The sequence below is a fragment of the Streptomyces sp. NBC_00019 genome, assembly GCF_045041015.1.
Taxonomy (GTDB): domain Bacteria; phylum Actinomycetota; class Actinomycetes; order Streptomycetales; family Streptomycetaceae; genus Streptomyces.
Genome location: NZ_CP108302.1, coordinates 11,258,577 through 11,274,069 on the forward strand (window position 1 = coordinate 11,258,577; position 15,493 = coordinate 11,274,069).

The 15,493-nt window shown below is 68.4% G+C and carries 16 protein-coding genes and 2 pseudogenes; 6 read left to right on the forward strand and 12 right to left on the reverse strand.

Annotated elements, in window-relative coordinates:
- Positions 1-684 precede the first annotated feature (684 nt).
- Complete coding sequence (locus tag OHU89_RS52560; RefSeq protein WP_405654155.1) at positions 685-2,127, forward strand: hypothetical protein; 1,443 nt, start codon at positions 685-687, stop codon at positions 2,125-2,127.
- A gap of 259 nt (positions 2,128-2,386) precedes the next feature.
- The gene (locus OHU89_RS52565; RefSeq protein ID WP_405654156.1) at positions 2,387-2,935 is read left to right on the forward strand and encodes a hypothetical protein; all 549 of its coding nucleotides are present in this window, start codon (positions 2,387-2,389) and stop codon (positions 2,933-2,935) included.
- Between the two features lie 73 nt (positions 2,936-3,008).
- On the opposite strand, the gene OHU89_RS52570 is transcribed toward OHU89_RS52565, so the two are convergent.
- Both OHU89_RS52570 and OHU89_RS52575 read right to left on the reverse strand, forming a co-directional pair.
- A complete protein-coding gene (locus OHU89_RS52570; RefSeq protein WP_405654158.1) occupies positions 3,009-3,584 on the reverse strand; it encodes a YdeI family protein in 576 nt (191 codons plus the stop codon).
- A 543-nt stretch (positions 3,585-4,127) separates the two neighbouring features.
- Positions 4,128-4,616, reverse strand: a complete 489-nt coding sequence (locus OHU89_RS52575; RefSeq protein WP_405655085.1) for a DUF3592 domain-containing protein — start codon at positions 4,614-4,616, stop codon at positions 4,128-4,130.
- 538 nt (positions 4,617-5,154) lie between these two features.
- Here OHU89_RS52575 and OHU89_RS52580 point away from each other — a divergent pair.
- A pseudogene (locus OHU89_RS52580) lies at positions 5,155-5,430 on the forward strand (hypothetical protein); the annotation flags it as partial.
- Between the two features lie 173 nt (positions 5,431-5,603).
- Here OHU89_RS52580 and OHU89_RS52585 read toward each other — a convergent pair.
- From OHU89_RS52585 to OHU89_RS52610, 6 genes and pseudogenes are all read right to left on the reverse strand, one after another.
- Positions 5,604-6,161, reverse strand: a complete 558-nt coding sequence (locus OHU89_RS52585; RefSeq protein ID WP_405654161.1) for a hypothetical protein — start codon at positions 6,159-6,161, stop codon at positions 5,604-5,606.
- A gap of 434 nt (positions 6,162-6,595) precedes the next feature.
- A pseudogene (locus OHU89_RS52590) lies at positions 6,596-7,060 on the reverse strand (replication-relaxation family protein); the annotation flags it as partial.
- Complete coding sequence (locus OHU89_RS52595) at positions 7,057-7,467, reverse strand: ASCH domain-containing protein (protein ID WP_405654163.1); 411 nt, start codon at positions 7,465-7,467, stop codon at positions 7,057-7,059. The gene OHU89_RS52595 and the pseudogene OHU89_RS52590, both read right to left, overlap by 4 nt.
- Positions 7,464-8,585: a hypothetical protein gene (locus OHU89_RS52600; RefSeq protein WP_405654165.1), complete on the reverse strand. Its 1,122-nt coding sequence runs from the start codon at positions 8,583-8,585 to the stop codon at positions 7,464-7,466. Before OHU89_RS52600 ends, OHU89_RS52595 begins: the two co-directional genes overlap by 4 nt.
- Complete coding sequence (locus OHU89_RS52605) at positions 8,582-9,058, reverse strand: hypothetical protein (protein ID WP_405654167.1); 477 nt, start codon at positions 9,056-9,058, stop codon at positions 8,582-8,584. Before OHU89_RS52605 ends, OHU89_RS52600 begins: the two co-directional genes overlap by 4 nt.
- On the reverse strand, positions 9,058-9,456 hold the full coding sequence (locus tag OHU89_RS52610) for a hypothetical protein (RefSeq protein WP_405654169.1): 399 nt from the start codon (positions 9,454-9,456) through the stop codon (positions 9,058-9,060). Before OHU89_RS52610 ends, OHU89_RS52605 begins: the two co-directional genes overlap by 1 nt.
- A gap of 118 nt (positions 9,457-9,574) precedes the next feature.
- On the opposite strand from OHU89_RS52610, the gene OHU89_RS52615 reads away from it, so the two are divergent.
- The 3 genes from OHU89_RS52615 to OHU89_RS52625 are packed head-to-tail and all read left to right on the forward strand — an operon-like array spanning position 9,575 to position 12,040.
- Positions 9,575-10,618: a helix-turn-helix domain-containing protein gene (locus OHU89_RS52615; RefSeq protein ID WP_405654171.1), complete on the forward strand. Its 1,044-nt coding sequence runs from the start codon at positions 9,575-9,577 to the stop codon at positions 10,616-10,618.
- Entirely contained in the window at positions 10,615-11,304 is a 690-nt protein-coding gene (locus tag OHU89_RS52620; protein WP_405654173.1) for a YdcF family protein, read from the forward strand. Before OHU89_RS52615 ends, OHU89_RS52620 begins: the two co-directional genes overlap by 4 nt.
- A complete protein-coding gene (locus OHU89_RS52625) occupies positions 11,246-12,040 on the forward strand; it encodes a WbqC family protein (protein ID WP_405654175.1) in 795 nt (264 codons plus the stop codon). Before OHU89_RS52620 ends, OHU89_RS52625 begins: the two co-directional genes overlap by 59 nt.
- 215 nt (positions 12,041-12,255) lie before the next feature.
- Here the strand turns inward: OHU89_RS52625 and OHU89_RS52630 are convergent, their stop codons facing one another.
- The 4 genes from OHU89_RS52630 to OHU89_RS52645 form a co-directional block, all read right to left on the reverse strand.
- Positions 12,256-12,522, reverse strand: coding sequence for a hypothetical protein (locus OHU89_RS52630; RefSeq protein ID WP_405654177.1), 267 nt, complete (start codon positions 12,520-12,522; stop codon positions 12,256-12,258).
- Between the two features lie 30 nt (positions 12,523-12,552).
- On the reverse strand, positions 12,553-13,479 hold the full coding sequence (locus tag OHU89_RS52635; RefSeq protein WP_405654180.1) for a hypothetical protein: 927 nt from the start codon (positions 13,477-13,479) through the stop codon (positions 12,553-12,555).
- A gap of 526 nt (positions 13,480-14,005) precedes the next feature.
- Positions 14,006-14,776, reverse strand: coding sequence for a transposase (locus OHU89_RS52640; protein WP_405654182.1), 771 nt, complete (start codon positions 14,774-14,776; stop codon positions 14,006-14,008).
- 42 nt (positions 14,777-14,818) lie between these two features.
- Complete coding sequence (locus OHU89_RS52645; RefSeq protein WP_405654184.1) at positions 14,819-15,442, reverse strand: hypothetical protein; 624 nt, start codon at positions 15,440-15,442, stop codon at positions 14,819-14,821.
- Positions 15,443-15,493: the final 51 nt, after the last annotated feature.

Genomic DNA, 15,493 nt, shown 5'->3' on the forward strand with positions numbered 1-15,493 from the left:
TGACCCGAGACAACCCGCTGCCCCAGACCACACCGCAGACCACGAAGGCCAGACCACGATTACGAAAGGGACACAAACCCGTGGTACGGCCTGTGGTACGGCCAGACCACGAGCCGCACCACGACATTTCGCCCTCCACGACGCCCTGTCTCCAGGGGAACTTCACGCGGTTGCAGGGACGTCAGATGCGTACTGCGCAGCCGTCTGAAGCGGTCGGGCAAGCAGTGGCGCGTCCCTATACCGGCCGGGCTGCGCAGTCGGCTGCACAAGTCGATTGCGCAGGGTCCGCGCGCCGGTGTGCAGGACCCGACAAAGGCTGCGCAGTCGGCTGCGCAGGACGTGGGTTCGGCTGCGCAGTCACTCGCACAAGTCGATTGCGCAGGAGGCCCGCACCGATTGCGCAGGACGCCGGAAAGGCTGCGCAGTCGGTCGTGCGCACCGATTGCGCAGCCAGTGCCGGGACGCGTGGTCGGCCCGACCATGGGCGTACCAGGCCCGTCCAGTGCGCAAGTTGTCGGATCGTGACCGTTGGTCGGGGCTGGTGGTCGGCAGTCTGGTCTGGGGTGCCGGGTGAGCTGACGGCATGGATCTAGTCTGTTCAATCGACGCCGCTGTTCGCTCCGCCCGCTCAGGTAGGCTGCAGAGCATCGGCGGCCGCGGGTTCATGGCGCGTGAGGGATCGCGATGAGCCGCTTCGGAGCGGGGATCCGTCGCGGCGTGATGGCGGCGGATCAGTTCACTCAGATCGCCAACGGTCTCTTCCGCGACGAGCGGCTGTCCTTCAAAGCGAAGGGCATCTTCGGCTCCATCAGTACCCACCGGACCGGCTGGCAGGTGACCGTCGCCGATCTCATGCGTGCCGGGCGCGACGGGCGGGACGCGATACGGGCCGGCCTGAGCGAGCTGCAGACCTACGGCTACCTCGTGCGTGAACAACTACGGCGTGACGACGGCACCCTCGGCGAGATCGTCTACTCCATCACCGACCGCCCCGCGACCGGCGACACCCGCCTCCGGCAACCCGGCACGGTGTTCACCTCTCTCCCCGCGCACGGCCTCCATAGCGGGGCGGGGATCCGCCGCGGGGTGATGGCAGCGGATCAGTTCACCCAGATCACCAACGGTCTCTTCCGCGACGAGCGGCTGTCCTTCAAGGCGAAAGGGCTGTTCGGTCTGATCAGCACGCACCGGGACGGCTGGCAGGTGACAGTCTCCGACCTGACGCGCCGCGGCCGCGACGGAGAAGCGGCCGTGAAAAGCGGCCTCAAGGAGCTGGAGCAGCACGGCTTCCTGCTCCGGGAACAGACCCGCAACCACGACGGCACCCTCGGTACAGTCGCGTACTGCATCACGGACCTGCCGAGCCTGGAAAACAGCAGGTCGCAACCGATGCCGGATTTTCCGCCAGCGGATGAGCCGACGTCGGGTAATCGCCCCACTAAGAACACCAACCCAAAGAACACCACTCAGCAGAACACCAACCCCCTCCGTCCATGCGAGCGCGGCGACGCCGCGCACACCTCCCGCGAGACACCCGCCCCGGACGCGACCGCACCCATGCCGCCGGCGGACGAACTCCATCCCGGCATCCAACTGCTGCTGGAAATCGCAGCAAGCCATCCCGAACTCCTGCTGACCGGAAAAGCTCTGACCGACCAGGGCCGCATCCTCACCGTGATGATGGATCTCGGCTGGAGCCGCGAGCAGCTGCAGCACGTCATCACCAGCCGGTCCCTGCCGCAGCCGGTGCGTACCTCCGTCGGCGCGATCATCGCCGCCCGTCTGCGAGCCGCCCAGGCATACCCGCCGCCCGCCACCGTGACCCCCCACCGGCACGACGACGTCCTCGACGAGGAAGCGCCATGGGCGCTGGCGGCCGCGCGGACCTCCACGGCATCCGTTCGCAGCGTGACCGAGGTCCTGGCCTACCGGGCGCTCGTCGAATGCACCGGCTGCGGCAGGCCCGGTACTGCTCCCGGTGAAGACCTCTGCCCGACCTGCCTCGACTGGCCGCTGTGCCACACCTGCCCCGGCCCCACTCCCCGGCGTGCCCACCCCGACGGCGACGGCCGCTGCCGCACGTGCACCTCCGCCCTCGCCCGCGCGCAGGAAGCAACCACGCCATGACGGCCCCCACATCGCCGATAGGGACACCCTGGCGGCCTCGGTGCACCTCATCGACCGGGAGCGGCTGATGGTCCAGCTCGCCGACCACGTCACTTAGACCCTCGAGCGCACCCGCGCCGCATCAACGTCCGGACAAGCGGACCAGCCCCCTGGCGGTGAAGGCACGTTGGGCCCGCTCCCGCCCGGCTTCGAGCGAGCGCCTCGGCCAACCCAAGCGTCCGCGCCCGGCACGTCACTACTGCTGAAGGGATCCCAGCCCATGACGCACAGCCAGACCAACGACTCAGCCCGCGCCACGGACACCTATCTGCTCTTCGCGCACGAGGCGTACTACCCCGACTCCGGCACCCAGGAGATCAACACCACCGTGGTCGCCGCCGCCTCCCTGCTCCACCCCCAGGTGCGACAGCCCGACGGCGCCCGGATGCACGACCGCCTCACCCGGGGACGCCAGCCGGGCGAGATCATTCCGCTGTCCACGCTCACCCATGAACTGGACGGCGGTGCCAGCTGGCCGTCGGTCGGCGACTGGGAGACCGTCACCACCGACCTCGTGCAGCTCGTCCGCACGGGAGAGTGTGACGCCCTCAGCCTCGGACTGCTCGAGATCGGGCGCGCCCTTGTCTGCGTCGGCCCAAACAGCCACGTGCGGGCCTTCGATGCCCCCGCTGGCCAGGTCATCAGCTACGGGCCGCAGGAGCGCGCCGCCGTCCTGGCCGAGGTCGACAGGTTCCTCACCAACCTCGTCGCTGAGCGGCCGTTCTGGCCGGGCGACGGTCTGCTTCCTCCGCTCTTCCGCACTGCGTAGACCACCACCCTTGGTGCAGCAACGGCCGACGGCCGAGAGGCGCTGCCACAGCCGCTCACACGCTGCTCGCCGCCTACGGGTGCAGCTTCTCGCCCTTCGCCAGCATCGCTACATACGTTTCGATCCGGCGCGCCCGGGTCTCGGCCTTCTTGGCGTCTTGGACCCGGTACAGGATCGCGTAGCGGTTCTGCCGGTCCAGTGTCTCGAAGAACTCCGCCGCGGCCGGGTCGGCCATCAGGGCCGCCGCGAGGTCCTCCGGCACCGCGGCGGTCTTCGCGCCGTCGTAGGCTGCCGCCCAGCGGCCGTCCGCCTTAGCGCGGTCGACCTCAGCCTGCCCGGGGGGCTGCATCCGGCCCTGCTCGATCAGGGCGGCCACCTTGTCCCGGTTGACCTTGGACCACTTGCTGCGCGGCTTGCGCGGGGTGAACCGCTGGAGCCACCACATGTCGTCGAACTTGCTCTTCTGGCCGTCGATCCAGCCGTAGCAGAGCGCCACCTCGAGCGCCTGGGCGTAGTCCAGCGCGACGATTCCGGGGCCCTTCTTGCGAAGCTTGAGCCAGATGCCGGACGAGGCAGCGTGATTCTCGCCGAGCCATGCCTGGAAGGCAGCGGCGGATTCGAATGCGACGATCTCCAAGTCCTGAGTCATCCCAGCAGCGAACCACACCCGGTCGATTGTCATGACGCATTCGGGCACGGCCCCGGATGCCCGTGTACAAGGCCAAGCAGCCGACCGCGACCGTGACGGACTGCTTGGACCTGTCGCGCTGGGGAGCCAAGTACGTCGAGACCGGTGAAGGGCTGGAAACCCAGGCCGGGTCCCTTTCCTTACTGGGGAAACCCGCCGAACCCCCAATACCCTCCGCAGCCGGGCAGACTCCGGCGGTTCATCGGACGCGTCATCGTCCTGGTCGGAACAGCCTGCGCCATCGCCATCCCCATCGCCTACTTCCAGGGGTACGAAGAACTGGCCGGAGGTCTCATCGCGTCGGCGGTAGGGCTGTTCGCTCTGTCCTCGAAGATCAACCCCGAGAACTGAACGCACCGGTCAGTGGATCCGGGCGACGCGGGTCTCAATAGGGGCAGGAATCGGCCATGTTGGCTTGGAAGTCGGGTCGCCCGGGGGAATCGCACTCCCGGGCGACCCGACCACAAGGGGATGGGCTGCCGCTGTACCGGCGTGCCAGCCGGATTATCCCGCCCCAGGACTCGAGCCTGCGCGCCGCTGCCGCACCGCGAATACAGCCACGACGACCGAGATCATCAGGAAGAACAGGGCACCGGCGCCCGACATCACCACCGATACGGCTGCCCCGCCGCCCCCGACATCCTCTTCACGGGCGACCACCTGTGGATCGTCCGCCTGGTACCGGACGGTGAGCGGAGTGCCGACAGAGTCCTTGCCGCCGCCGCTGCCTACCGGCAGATTCGCCACCACGGTCCGCCCATCGGCCTCGAACCTAACCTGACAGTCGCCCAACATGCACGAGCCGCTCGTACGCAACGTCGCACGAGCCCGCTCGCCGTCCTGGAGGGAGCGTAGGTGCTGGGCCGCTGGAAACATCACCAGCGCCGACAGCGAGCCCAGTAGGAGCGCGAGCGCCAGCGAAATCAGTAGAGACGTACGAGGTCTCAAGCCACCGTTCTGCCGGTGCGCGCCGCAGACACCTGGGTCCGACATGCCGACCACGACTCTCACCATCCGATTCAGTTCGTGTCGAGGCGGCCTGCCACGTCTCACCCGTGGGCTGCACCTCGTTGCTGAACAGGGTAAAAAAGTCTGCCGAGTTGGCATCACGTAGTGATTCGGCACATCAGACACGGCCCGGCTGCCTGCTGTCGGCAACGAAGGGCGACGGAGCGGCTCCGGACATGAGGGCCGTGGCCTTCAGAAGCGTCAAAAACGTCCGAGGCGTCCAGGAGACGGATCGAGGACTCTGTCCGGGGCGGTGACGGGCGAATGGCGCGACTGTCGTCTCGTTCGACTGCCTCCGCCAACGGGTCGACGCGATCCACGAGTTGGCCGGACCGTTCGGCGGTCCGCCGCTCAAGAGAGGTCTATCCCTGTTCGCGTGTTTGGCCCGTGTAGGACGCTCTTGGGTGACGAGCGGAGCGGTGGCAGGATGTGCTGTTGGGGCTGATCGATAGCGACAGTGAGGCCGTCGAGTACGTGCGCGTACCAACTGTTGTTGCGGCGGCGGAAGGACTCCTGCTTGTCCGACGCCGCGTATACCGATCCCTCAACCGTTGACCCGAGCGTCTACGACGACGAGATCAACCCTGGTGCGGCGGCCTGGTTCAAGCCGTCAGCCACGCATCTCCTCGCTCGGGTCTCCGGTTATCTGGAGATCCTGTCCGTGCACGGCGTCGATTGCCGGGCTCTGCGGTCTGCAGACCCGGGACGGGTCATCTACGAGGACGATGTACAGAGCGTGGTCGTGCCGCATGCACGGGAGGCGGCTGACGCCTACGAGAGTACCGACACCGAGAAGTGACGCGGCGCGCGGCCAGGCCGTGCGTCACCCGTCGGCGGCGCGGCGGTGGTGGTGCCGCCTCGCCCACGACTACGAGCACCAAGCAGAACACGTCCTCGCGTTCGCTGCCATTGCCGCGCGCTTGATCAACTACCGGCGACTCGCCAGATGAGAGCTACGGCCACTGACCAGCGTCAACGAACGTCCCACTCATCAGCCGGTATGCAGTCATGCAGGGTGTACGCCCAGTCCTGGAAGTTTGCGACGAAGAAGGCCCTCGACAGGAGGATGTCGCCAGCTCGCTGGGCCCGCACCAGCAGCCCCAGTTCCTCCGATAGGGCATCGCCCTCGACGGAAAATGTGGGCACGCTGCCGTGGTCCTGCGCGTATTCATGGAGCTGGTCTGCTATTTCAGACGGAGCCCGACCGATCAGGCGGAGGCCATCGATGCAGACTTGCGGTCCACACAGGGCGTCCACCGCGACGGCGGCCAGATCACCAGACGCCCTGCAATAGGCCGTTACGGCCTCCTCGTACAGTGGTGCGTCCTTGGAGCGAAACCCAGCTTGCTGCACGAGAGCACCATGAGGCCGGGTCATAGAAGACTGAGTGCTGGTGAAGCCCTGCGCACCCATGAATGTGGCTACTTCCTCGATGCTCATGCCGAACCGAAGCGGGCCAACAGTCTCGAACGGCACAAAGCTCCACTGCGCTCGCTCAGCGTCGTCGACGACGGACCACATCTGGCGCATCCCTTCAGGGCATCACACGACCGCGTCGCGCGGCATGCTGATCAGCGACGACTGTACAACTGCGCCCCATCCAGCTCGTGAGCCCCAATCGGGACGAGGAACCGGGCCCAAGGGCGGGTCCTGACCGTGCAGACAGAGCCCCGTAGGCTGCTCTGACGCAGGACGGCGTGATCTTCAGCGGGGGCACTCTTGGCAGGCGGGAACAAGCCCGGCACGGATATCAGCGACGGCCGCATCGGACTGGCCGTGACGCTCATTGCCTTGATCGTCATCGCTATTGCCTCGGGCCCTCGGTGGACTTTGATCGTCGCCGGATGTGTTTCACCGCCTGGTTCGTCCTGGCGTTGATCGTCATCCATATCAGGGGCGGGCGAGGCGGCTGACCGAGGGCGGACAGTTCCCACACCCTCGGTACGCACCCACGGTCGGCGTGATCACAGATCGGTCCACGGGCGGGGCTTGCCCCCGGTCAGCGGCATCCAGACGGGCCCGGAGAGAGCCTGCTCCTCGATGTCCTCCAGGACGGCGGCTCCCAGCTGCACCTCGCGGGCGAGGGCTGCGACGAGCGGGTGGTGGGCGACCTTCGCCTGCAGATCGCTGATGCGGTCGCCCAGCCGGGCCTGGGAGGCGCCGGTGAGCACGAGAGGGATGCGAGGGAAGACCGGATACCAGCGGAGCCACGCCGGGCCGGTGGGGACAGGCCGGCGGCGTCCGACGGGCTGGGCTTCGTACTCGAACAGTCTGGCGTACTCGATCAGCTTCACGGCCAGGCGCTCGCTGCTCATAGTGGTGCGATCGATCTCCACGAACGCGCGCAGCTTCCGCCGGTGTTCGCTGTCGACGGCGGGGTAGTGCAGGGCGGCGTCGGCCACGAGCGGCTCACCCTCACTGTGCGTCAGCCCGACGGGGCGCCGGCCGGGCCGTCCAGGCCGGCCAGCTGCTCTTCCCCCGCAAGTTCGGGTAGGGCGATTTCGATGGCGAGGGCGCCGAGGGTTTCCTTGTCGGGTGGGTAGATGACGCGGATGTTGGCCAGTTGCTCGTCGCGGGCGGCGGTGGGGTTGATGTTGGCCGCTCCCTCGCTGTCGAGGAGGGTCTCGAAGTCGGCGTATTCGGTGACCCGGAGGACGGTGACGTCGCAGGTTTCGTCGGTGCCTTTGATGCGGAAGCGGATGGTGTCGCCGGCTGTGAGGTCGGCGAGGTGCGGGTATTTCACCCGGACTTCGATGGTCTTGGTGCCTGCGGTGACGAGGTTGAAGTACTGGCGGTACAGGTGGAGTTCGCGGACGCGGGTGGTGGCGTCGGTCATGGGGCGGGAACGCTCCTGGGGGCTGGTGCGGTCATGATGCGGCTGATCTCGGTGGCCGAGTACGAACGGAAGAAGTGTCGGGGGTCGGACAGCAGGATCGCGGTCAGGGCCAGTAGCTGGTCGGTGTAGTCGGTGATGCTGCCGGGCCATTGTCGGGTGTCGAGCATCCAGGGGGCAGCGCCGGTCGGCAAGGTGGCGCGTCCTTCGCGGATGAGGGATTTGGAGAGTTTCGCGCCGGTGTCGGTGACGATCTGGGGGCAGAACAGGCGGGCGGGGAGCTGGGTGCGGGTGAGGCCGACGGCTTGGAGGGCCTCGTCGATGAGGAGGGAGCCGAAGACCCAGTCGCCGCCTTTGACCATGACGTGCAGGGTGCCGCCTTCTTTCGGGTTGGTGAGGGCGAGTTCCTTGACGAGGTTGCGGTACAGGGTGGCCAGGTCGAGGTAGGCGCCGGCGGTGGGGGTGATGGTGGCCTGGTAGGGGCCGTGGTGCAGGCAGACCGCGGCGATGGTGGCCATGTCGCGGTCGGTGAGGTGTGTACGGGTGCGTTCGGCGTGTTTCTCGGCCCAGCCGCAGCCCGGGTGCGGGCAGGGGATGCGCAGGTGCGGGGTGCCGGTGGAGGGGGCGAGCCACCAGCGGGCGGCGTCGAGGCGGGGGAGGAGCCGCAGCCAGGTGCGGCGGAAGTGCTCGCTGGCTTGCTGCTGGGTGTAGGTCTCGATGCGGTACGGGATGCCCAGGCGCCGGGACAGGGTGGTGAACAGGGGCAGGTAGAGGGCATCGACGAGGTCGGTGAGGGATTGTGCGTCGACAGCCTGGGCGTAGGCGCGCTGGTAGTGGTGGCCGCTGACGGGGTCGGTGGCCTGCTGGTAGGGGGCGTTGTCGAGGGCGCTGAAGAGGACCTCGGTGCGGATACCGAAGCGGTCGTAGAGGCGGGCGGCCATGGCGAAGGCCAGGGACTGCACGAGGGAGGTGCCGATGTGCGGGGCGCCGTTGATCTGGGTGCCGACGACGAGCACGATCCGGGTCGGCGGGGTGGCCAGGATGCGTGGGGTCAGGACGTCCTCGGCGCGCAGGAGGGCGTTGGCCAGGACGGTGTTCGGAGAGACGGGGCGGGTCGTCACGGATGTCCCCTTGCGGTCGGGTCGAAGCGGAGGCGCGCGGTGAAGCCCTGGCGGCAGGACCCGGCCGACGCCTCCTGGGCGGCGGCCGCGTAGGGGTGGTGGAGAGCTGCGCGCAGGATGGCGGGGTCGGTGAGGGTGTCGTCGTCGGGGAGCTCGCACCAGCCGCCGAACCAGTTGTCGATCAGATCCAGGCCGGGCGCCACGAGCCAGGAACTGCTGGACAGATGCCGCACTGGCAGGCCGTCCCAGCTCTCGGCGGCGCCGGTCCGGATCGCGTAGTAGAGGCGTTCGTTGGGGCTGTCGTAGAGCACCGGCCCGATCGCGGCGCCGATGGCGCGCAGGCGGGCCAGGGCCAGCAGACCGATCTCCGCGGGTGTTCGTAGAAGATCCCAGTCGTCGCCGACGCGCAGCAGGCGCAGTCCGGGTAGGTCGCCGGCCATCGGGGCACAGCGCAGCGCGGCACGCACGGACATCACGCGCCCCACTGCTGGAGGCGGGAAGGCGTGCGCGCGGTCGTCGGCCGGGTGGACCGGACCACGATCAGGCGGGTGCCCGTTGCTGTTATCCGCCGCTTCCGCTCGGCGGCCACGGGCCTGGTGCCGAGGTGGCCGAGCGCGGGGACCAAGACGCCATAGACGTCGGGAAGTTCGAGGGTGTCGAGAAGGCCCACGAAGGCGGGGGAGCGGAGGGCCACGGTCGGTTCGCGGTCGGTGAAGACGCCGCACAGGGTCAGTTCGTGCCGGCGGCAGTACTCGGTGAGACAGCCGGTGAGCGCAGCATGCCGGGCAGGGCCGCCGCTGCGGTGGCGCAGATAGCCGAAGACGTGCGGGCCGGCGACCGGGTGGCGTTCGGTGAGGGGTTCGTCGTCCATGGCCACGAGCGTCGGCCACCGCGAACGGCCTTGAAATGACCCGCTGTTGCACTTCCGTTGCACTTCGAGCCCCGCTCCGTCACGGAGAGTGCTTCCATACGGGGGAGGGAGGTTAGCCGTGGTCAGCGTGCAGCAATGGAGTGGCCGGGAGGCAAGCGCTCTGCGTGCCGCGCTGCGTATGAGCACCCGCGTCTTCGCCGACCACCTCGGCGTCGCCCTGCGCACGGTGGCCAAGTGGGAGAGCCTGGGCGCCGAAACACACCCCCGGCCCGATACCCAGGCCATCCTCGACACCGCGCTCGCCCGCGCCGACTCCGCCGCCCACGCCCGCTTCGAGACGCTGCTGTTCCCGGAGCGGAAGAGCGCACGTCCAGCGGACTACGAGACGTGGACCGAGGACATCGAGCGCGCCGTGGTCTGCGTGAGCCGCCAGAACTTCCCCTTCGCCTCGACGCTCCTCAACCGCTGGCTGGGCAGGCACGACCCCCGTGATCTCGACGACAAAGGCCTGTACTTGTACGGCCGCTCACTGGTCCTGCTGGGCGACGTACAACGCGACCAAGGGGCGATCCTCGGGCCGCTCTCCGCCCGCCAGTCCTATCTGACCGCCCGCGGCATGTTCTGCGAGCTCGACATCCCGCGCCGGGTGGCCCAGATCGAACTGTCCCTTGCGGTGGTGCAGGAGATGTCCGGCCAGCTCGAAGCCTCCGCCCGCCGCTACGAGCAACTCGCCAGGGACGAACGCCTGAACCGACGCGACCGGGCCCGCGCCCGCCTGTGGGTGGGCACGGCGCTGAGCAAGGAGGGCGACAACGCTTACGCCACCGAAGTCATGGCAGCCGCCACCCGCGAGTTTGAGACCCTGGGCGAGCCAGAGGACTGGTCGGTCGCGCACCAGAAGCTGGCCCTCGCCCACCGCGGCGCCGGCCACCTGGATCAGGCCCTGCACTACATCGACATCGCACGCACCACCGGCACGGTCGACTCCCCCATGCAGCGCGTGCGATTGGACACCGCCTACGGGCACATCCTTCTGTCGGATGCGGCGACCCGCAATGATGGGCTGTCCGTCCTCGACCAGGCGGCGCAGGTGGCCCAGCAGTTCGGGCTGAGCCACCAGCTGCGCAGCATCGAGGGCATCCGAAATGGTCGGCAAGGATGAGCCAGGGAGTGCCAGTGCCGCAGCACCAGCAGCGCCAGATCACCGACGAACAGTTCCACGACGCGACGCTGATCTGGAACTACCACCAGATGGGACACGAGCTGCGCCCCTGCTCGGCGGCGATCGGCCTGGGCAGCCACGACCTCGGCGTGGCGAGTGCGGCCGCCGACCTCTACCGCGCCGGCCTCTTTCCAGTCGTGGTGTTCAGCGGCGGCAACAGCCCCACCACCCGGGCCCGGTTCCCGCGCGGAGAGGCCGTGCACTACCGGGAGCACGCCCTGAGTCTAGGCGTTGCGGACGAGGCGATCCTGGTGGAGCCTAAGGCCGCGAACACCGGCCAGAACATCACGTTCTCCCGGGAGTTGCTGGCCGAGGCCGGCGTCCAGGTGGACTCGCTGCTGCTGGTCTCCAAGCCGTACATGGAGCGCCGCTCGTATGCGACCTGCCGAAAGCTGTGGCCCGAGGCCGAGGTCGTGTGCGCCTCCGAGCCGTTGGAGTTGGACGACTACATCAAGTCCATCGGGGGCGAAAAGCTCGTTGTCGACATGCTCGTCGGCGACCTGCAGCGGGTGATCGAGTACCCGAAGCTCGGCTTCGCCGTCGAGCAGGACGTACCGGGGGATGTGCATGACGCTTACGAACGCCTTCTCCGGGCCGGCTTCGACAGCCGCCTCATCGGCACCTGACCCGTCACGGGGCGGGGCGTGCGCGATCCACCAGCCGAACCTCTTCCCGAGGTTGTCCACGCTGGCCAAGCTGTACGCCGCCGACCGGTGGATTGTCCTGGACGACGTCCAGTTCGCGCGCCGTGACTACCAGCACCGGGCCCGTCTCGCCGATCGGGACGAGCCCGCCCGCCAGCAGTGGCTCACGCTTCCCACGCACCTTCCCCGGGGGCGCCCGACGTTGATCAGCCAGGCACGGCTCGTTGACCCGCAGCGCTCGCGCAAGACGGTCCAGTTGCTCGTGCGGCAGTACTACGGCCGAGGCCCCCATTGGCAAGCCGTGTCCGACGTCCTCGACCAGGTCCTGGACACGCTCGACACCTCGGACCGCGTGGCCGACATCGCCAGAACGACGACGATTGCCCTGCTCACCGTCCTCGGCTGGGCAGGGGAGGTGTTAGCCAGCAGTGAGATCCCGACCCGCCCAGGCCGCTCCGAGCGCCTGGCGGATCTCGCGGAAGCCACCGGCAGCACCCACTATCTGTGCGGCACCGGCGGTCTGCGCTATCTCGACACCGGTCCCTTCGACGCCCACGGCATTCCTGTACTGCCCTTCCACACCCCTATGAACGGCCAGTTCTGGCTGCTGGCTCGTCGCGTCAGCAGCCTCTGGGCCCTGAGCGTGACCGGTCCCGGTGAACTGGCGAACGAACTGGTTGCCCAGCGCGAGTCAGACCCCCTTCGTGTCCGCGCGTGACTGCCGAGGGTTTCCTGCCCATGTGCGCCGTCGGCCGGCGAGCCAGGGCAACGCTGCGAGCCCGCAGGGATAGCTTTCCCGCGGGCACGGGGAACAGCGTCAGCCGGGCAAGGAGGGCGGGCCGGCGGGGAGCAGCGCACCGGGGTGATGCGCCTGACTACCGGGGCGGAAAATCTTCACGAGCAGGGAGCAGCCGTCGCAGATCGGGGTCACGATTAGAACAGCGGGGATGGTGCGGGGGCTGGCTGGTCGTCCACGCCGAGGAGCAGGACGTGGTGTCCGATGGGCTCGGTGACGCCGTGGGTGACCTTCTCAATGTCCAAGCGCAGCCGGATGCGTCCGGCGCCTTCGCCGTTGGCTGCGAGGTTGTATTCCAGTTCGTTGTCGAGGCGGTCCGCCGCGGCCTCGGCTGCGGCGTAGTCGGCGAGGCCGTGGGCGAGGAGCCGGCGGGTGATGGTGTCTCGGAGCTGGTAGCTGGTCATGAGGGGGTCGTCCTTGGCTGGTGGGAGCGTTCAGGTGGTGGGGTCGGTGAGCCGGCGGGCTGCGTTCACGGCGCGGGACCAGACGTCGGGGCTGCCGCCGTGCTCGCGGGAGAGGGAGGCGGCAAGTCCCCGGATGTCGCCGCGTTCGCGCAGGGCTGTGAGGGCGATGGCGGCTCGCCGGTCGGCTTCGGTGCGGGCCGGTGCGGCCGCGGGGTGGTGTTTGAGGGCGTTGCGTACGGCGTACTGCCAGGACTGCTGCGGGCCGCCGTACTGCATGCTGAGTTCGGCGGCCAGGCCCGGGCGGTAGCCGTCGCGTTCGATGGCCTCGGCGGCGAACTGCTCGGCGAGCTGTGTGGCGGTGAGCGGTTCGCCGCTGGCGCGGGCGCTCAGTTCGGCCGCGAGGACCTCCTCGAGGGCGGACGGCCGGCCGACGGGTGCCTGGGGCTGTGGTCCCGGGCGGCGTCCGGCCTTGCCGAGCTTGTCCCCGGTGCGCCTGCGGTCGAAGTCCTGCAGGTCGCCGACGCGGAAGCCGGGAATGGAGCGGCCGGTGGGGCCCTCGACCGGACCGACGGACGCCGGGAAGTAGCCGGGATTTGCCTGCAGGTACTTGCGGATCACCGAGGGTCCGCTGAAGTTCAGCAGTGCGGCGGCCTTGTTGATGGTGACGACGGACTCCGGGTCGAGCTCGTACAGCTCGGGGTCGGCCTTGAGGACCGTGTCCGACTTCTGTTCCTGGAACCAGGCGTAGAAGTCGCGGAACTGCTGCTCGTCGTAGAAGTCTTTCCCGTCGACCCGCTCCTTCTCGGGGTGGCGGTGCTCCGCGGGCTGCTCGTTGCGGACCTTGTACCAGCGGGCCGCGCTGCCGACGCTGGCGCCGGTGAGCTCGCGGATCCAGTCGCGGTTCACCACGGCGCGGCCGTCGACCAGGCGACGCTGCGGGTTGAGGGCCTTGGCCATTGCACTCTCCGGTTCTGGCGGCGGCCCTATACTTGGGGCCTGCTCCTCTTTGTTCCTCCGGTGCTCACGCGCCGGCGGGCGAGTCGAGTTGGTGAAGGTGGTCGGCGGGACGTTCGGCCGGGGTTGCCGCCCTGGGTCGACACCCTCGTGAGAGGGTGCCTTCCGCCGCCCACCGCTTTTGCCGCAGATTGAGCGTAATCAATATTGCGCTTTTCGTGGGTGGCTGTCAATCTCGCCGGCACCCCGATCCCGTCCCGGGCGACTGCCGGGGTACGCGGACAACTCCTTCTCGAAGTGCTGTACCGGCTTGTCCCGGGACTGGAACGGGGCCGTGCCCATCAGCTCCTTCGCAGGAGGAACCTCCGACACGCGGCGCCGCATCCACACCAGCCCCCGTCCATGGCGCTCGTCCACCTCGACTGACACGCCGCGCCGCTCCGAGGCCCTCCGCAGCTGCTACCTAAGAGCTGTCCCGTAAATGATCTCCGAGCCACTGCGGGAGTGGGCCGCCGTGCGGCCCACTTGCCTATCCGGCGAGGGCGAGGTTGTGCATCCGGGCGATGCCGAGCATGGCGTGATGGACGCCGTCGCCCTTGAGGCGGCAGTCGCGGAGGATCTTCCAGGTCTTCATGCGGGCGAGTACGTGCTCGACGCGGGCCCGGACCTGCTTGTGGGACCTGTTGTGGTCCTCTTTCCAGGCCGGGAGTTCGCTCTGGCCGCGCTCGCGGCGGTGCGGGATGACGAGTCCGGTGCCCGGGTAGCCGCCGTCGGCGATCGTGAGGGTCTTACCGACGGCGGCCTTGGCGCCGGATTTCTCCCATGCCTTGCAGTCGTTGCGATTCCCGGCGAGCGGCCGGCCGACCACGACGACCAGTCGGGTGTCGGCGTCGATGACGACCTGGTGGTTGGTGGAGTACCGGTAGTTCTTCGACCGCTCCGCGATGGTGTGATCGCGAGTGGGGACCAGGGTGCCGTCCACGATGAGCACGGTGTCCTTCGCGAACCGTTTGCGGGGCTGGAGGGCGAGCATCGGCCCGAGATGGTCGATGATCCGGTCCGCCGCCGACTTGGACACGCCGAACAGCGGAGCGAGCTGGCGCATCGTGAGGTTCGTGCGCCAGTACGCCGCGACCAGCAGTGCCCGGTCCTCCAGTGGAAGGCTCCAGGGCCGGCCCTTGCGGACCGTGTCCGCGCCCTCGCGCCGCAGAACCGTCACCAGCTTCCCGAAGGCGCGAGGGCTCAGCCCTGAAAACGGGGCTATCCAGGACGGCTCCGACGCCGTGATCACACCAGCCACACCAAGATCATTTCATAGAGGGACTGGTGACCGACCTGCCTCTCAGCTGCCGCTCAGCGGAGACGCCCAGGTGGGGTCGTGTCGGGATCTCCTCGTGAGGTGGGCCAGCAGGTGCTCCGCCGCGATGGAGGCGGTGTCTTGGGGCGCGCCGACCACGGCCAAAGCGGCCATAAGACTTGCCGATGCTGTTTCCGGCATGTCCGGGTCTGTGAGGAGGGGAAGCAGCAGCAGGAAGCGGATGGCAGTGTCCTGGACGCCATCGGCCGCAAAGGACGGGCTGTCAGCAATCCGGATGAGTTCACGCCATGTCAGCCCAGTGCCCGAGAAGTCGCCGTCCCAGCTGGCGATCTGCTCGGCGCAGCTTCTGCCGGGATGGGTGAGGAGGTAGTCGGTGCCGTAGTCGCCATCCAGGTTGCGGTAGATCACCACAGCTCCGGGGCCGTCTTCTGCCGGCACCCTGAACACCGGCCAGCGTTCGGGATCGAAGAGGACCTCGGACAGGGCATCGACATCGGCGCCGTCCTCACCGAACCACTCTGGAACCGGCCGCTCAGCACACCCCCCGTCGCTACACATCGACAGAAGGTAGTTCGACCAGAAGCCCGGGCGGGCCAGCAGTGACTCGCCCGCCACCAACGGGCTGACGTCGTATCCCTTGATCAGCACCCGTCGATTCTGGCACCAGCCACCGACACGGTCCGATCCGGGATCGGCAAG

Bases quoted from the DNA above. Each gene is read 5' to 3' on its own strand.
- OHU89_RS52560 (WP_405654155.1), top strand. From the start codon at position 685: ATGAGCCGCTTCGGAGCGGGGATCCGTCGCGGCGTGATGGCGGCGGAT.
- OHU89_RS52565 (WP_405654156.1), top strand. From the start codon at position 2,387: ATGACGCACAGCCAGACCAACGACTCAGCCCGCGCCACGGACACCTAT.
- OHU89_RS52570 (WP_405654158.1), bottom strand. From the start codon at position 3,584: ATGACTCAGGACTTGGAGATCGTCGCATTCGAATCCGCCGCTGCCTTC.
- OHU89_RS52575 (WP_405655085.1), bottom strand. From the start codon at position 4,616: ATGTCGGACCCAGGTGTCTGCGGCGCGCACCGGCAGAACGGTGGCTTG.
- OHU89_RS52585 (WP_405654161.1), bottom strand. From the start codon at position 6,161: ATGCGCCAGATGTGGTCCGTCGTCGACGACGCTGAGCGAGCGCAGTGG.
- OHU89_RS52595 (WP_405654163.1), bottom strand. From the start codon at position 7,467: ATGACCGACGCCACCACCCGCGTCCGCGAACTCCACCTGTACCGCCAG.
- OHU89_RS52605 (WP_405654167.1), bottom strand. From the start codon at position 9,058: ATGTCCGTGCGTGCCGCGCTGCGCTGTGCCCCGATGGCCGGCGACCTA.
- OHU89_RS52610 (WP_405654169.1), bottom strand. From the start codon at position 9,456: ATGGACGACGAACCCCTCACCGAACGCCACCCGGTCGCCGGCCCGCAC.
- OHU89_RS52620 (WP_405654173.1), top strand. From the start codon at position 10,615: ATGAGCCAGGGAGTGCCAGTGCCGCAGCACCAGCAGCGCCAGATCACC.
- OHU89_RS52625 (WP_405654175.1), top strand. From the start codon at position 11,246: ATGACGCTTACGAACGCCTTCTCCGGGCCGGCTTCGACAGCCGCCTCA.
- OHU89_RS52630 (WP_405654177.1), bottom strand. From the start codon at position 12,522: ATGACCAGCTACCAGCTCCGAGACACCATCACCCGCCGGCTCCTCGCC.
- OHU89_RS52635 (WP_405654180.1), bottom strand. From the start codon at position 13,479: ATGGCCAAGGCCCTCAACCCGCAGCGTCGCCTGGTCGACGGCCGCGCC.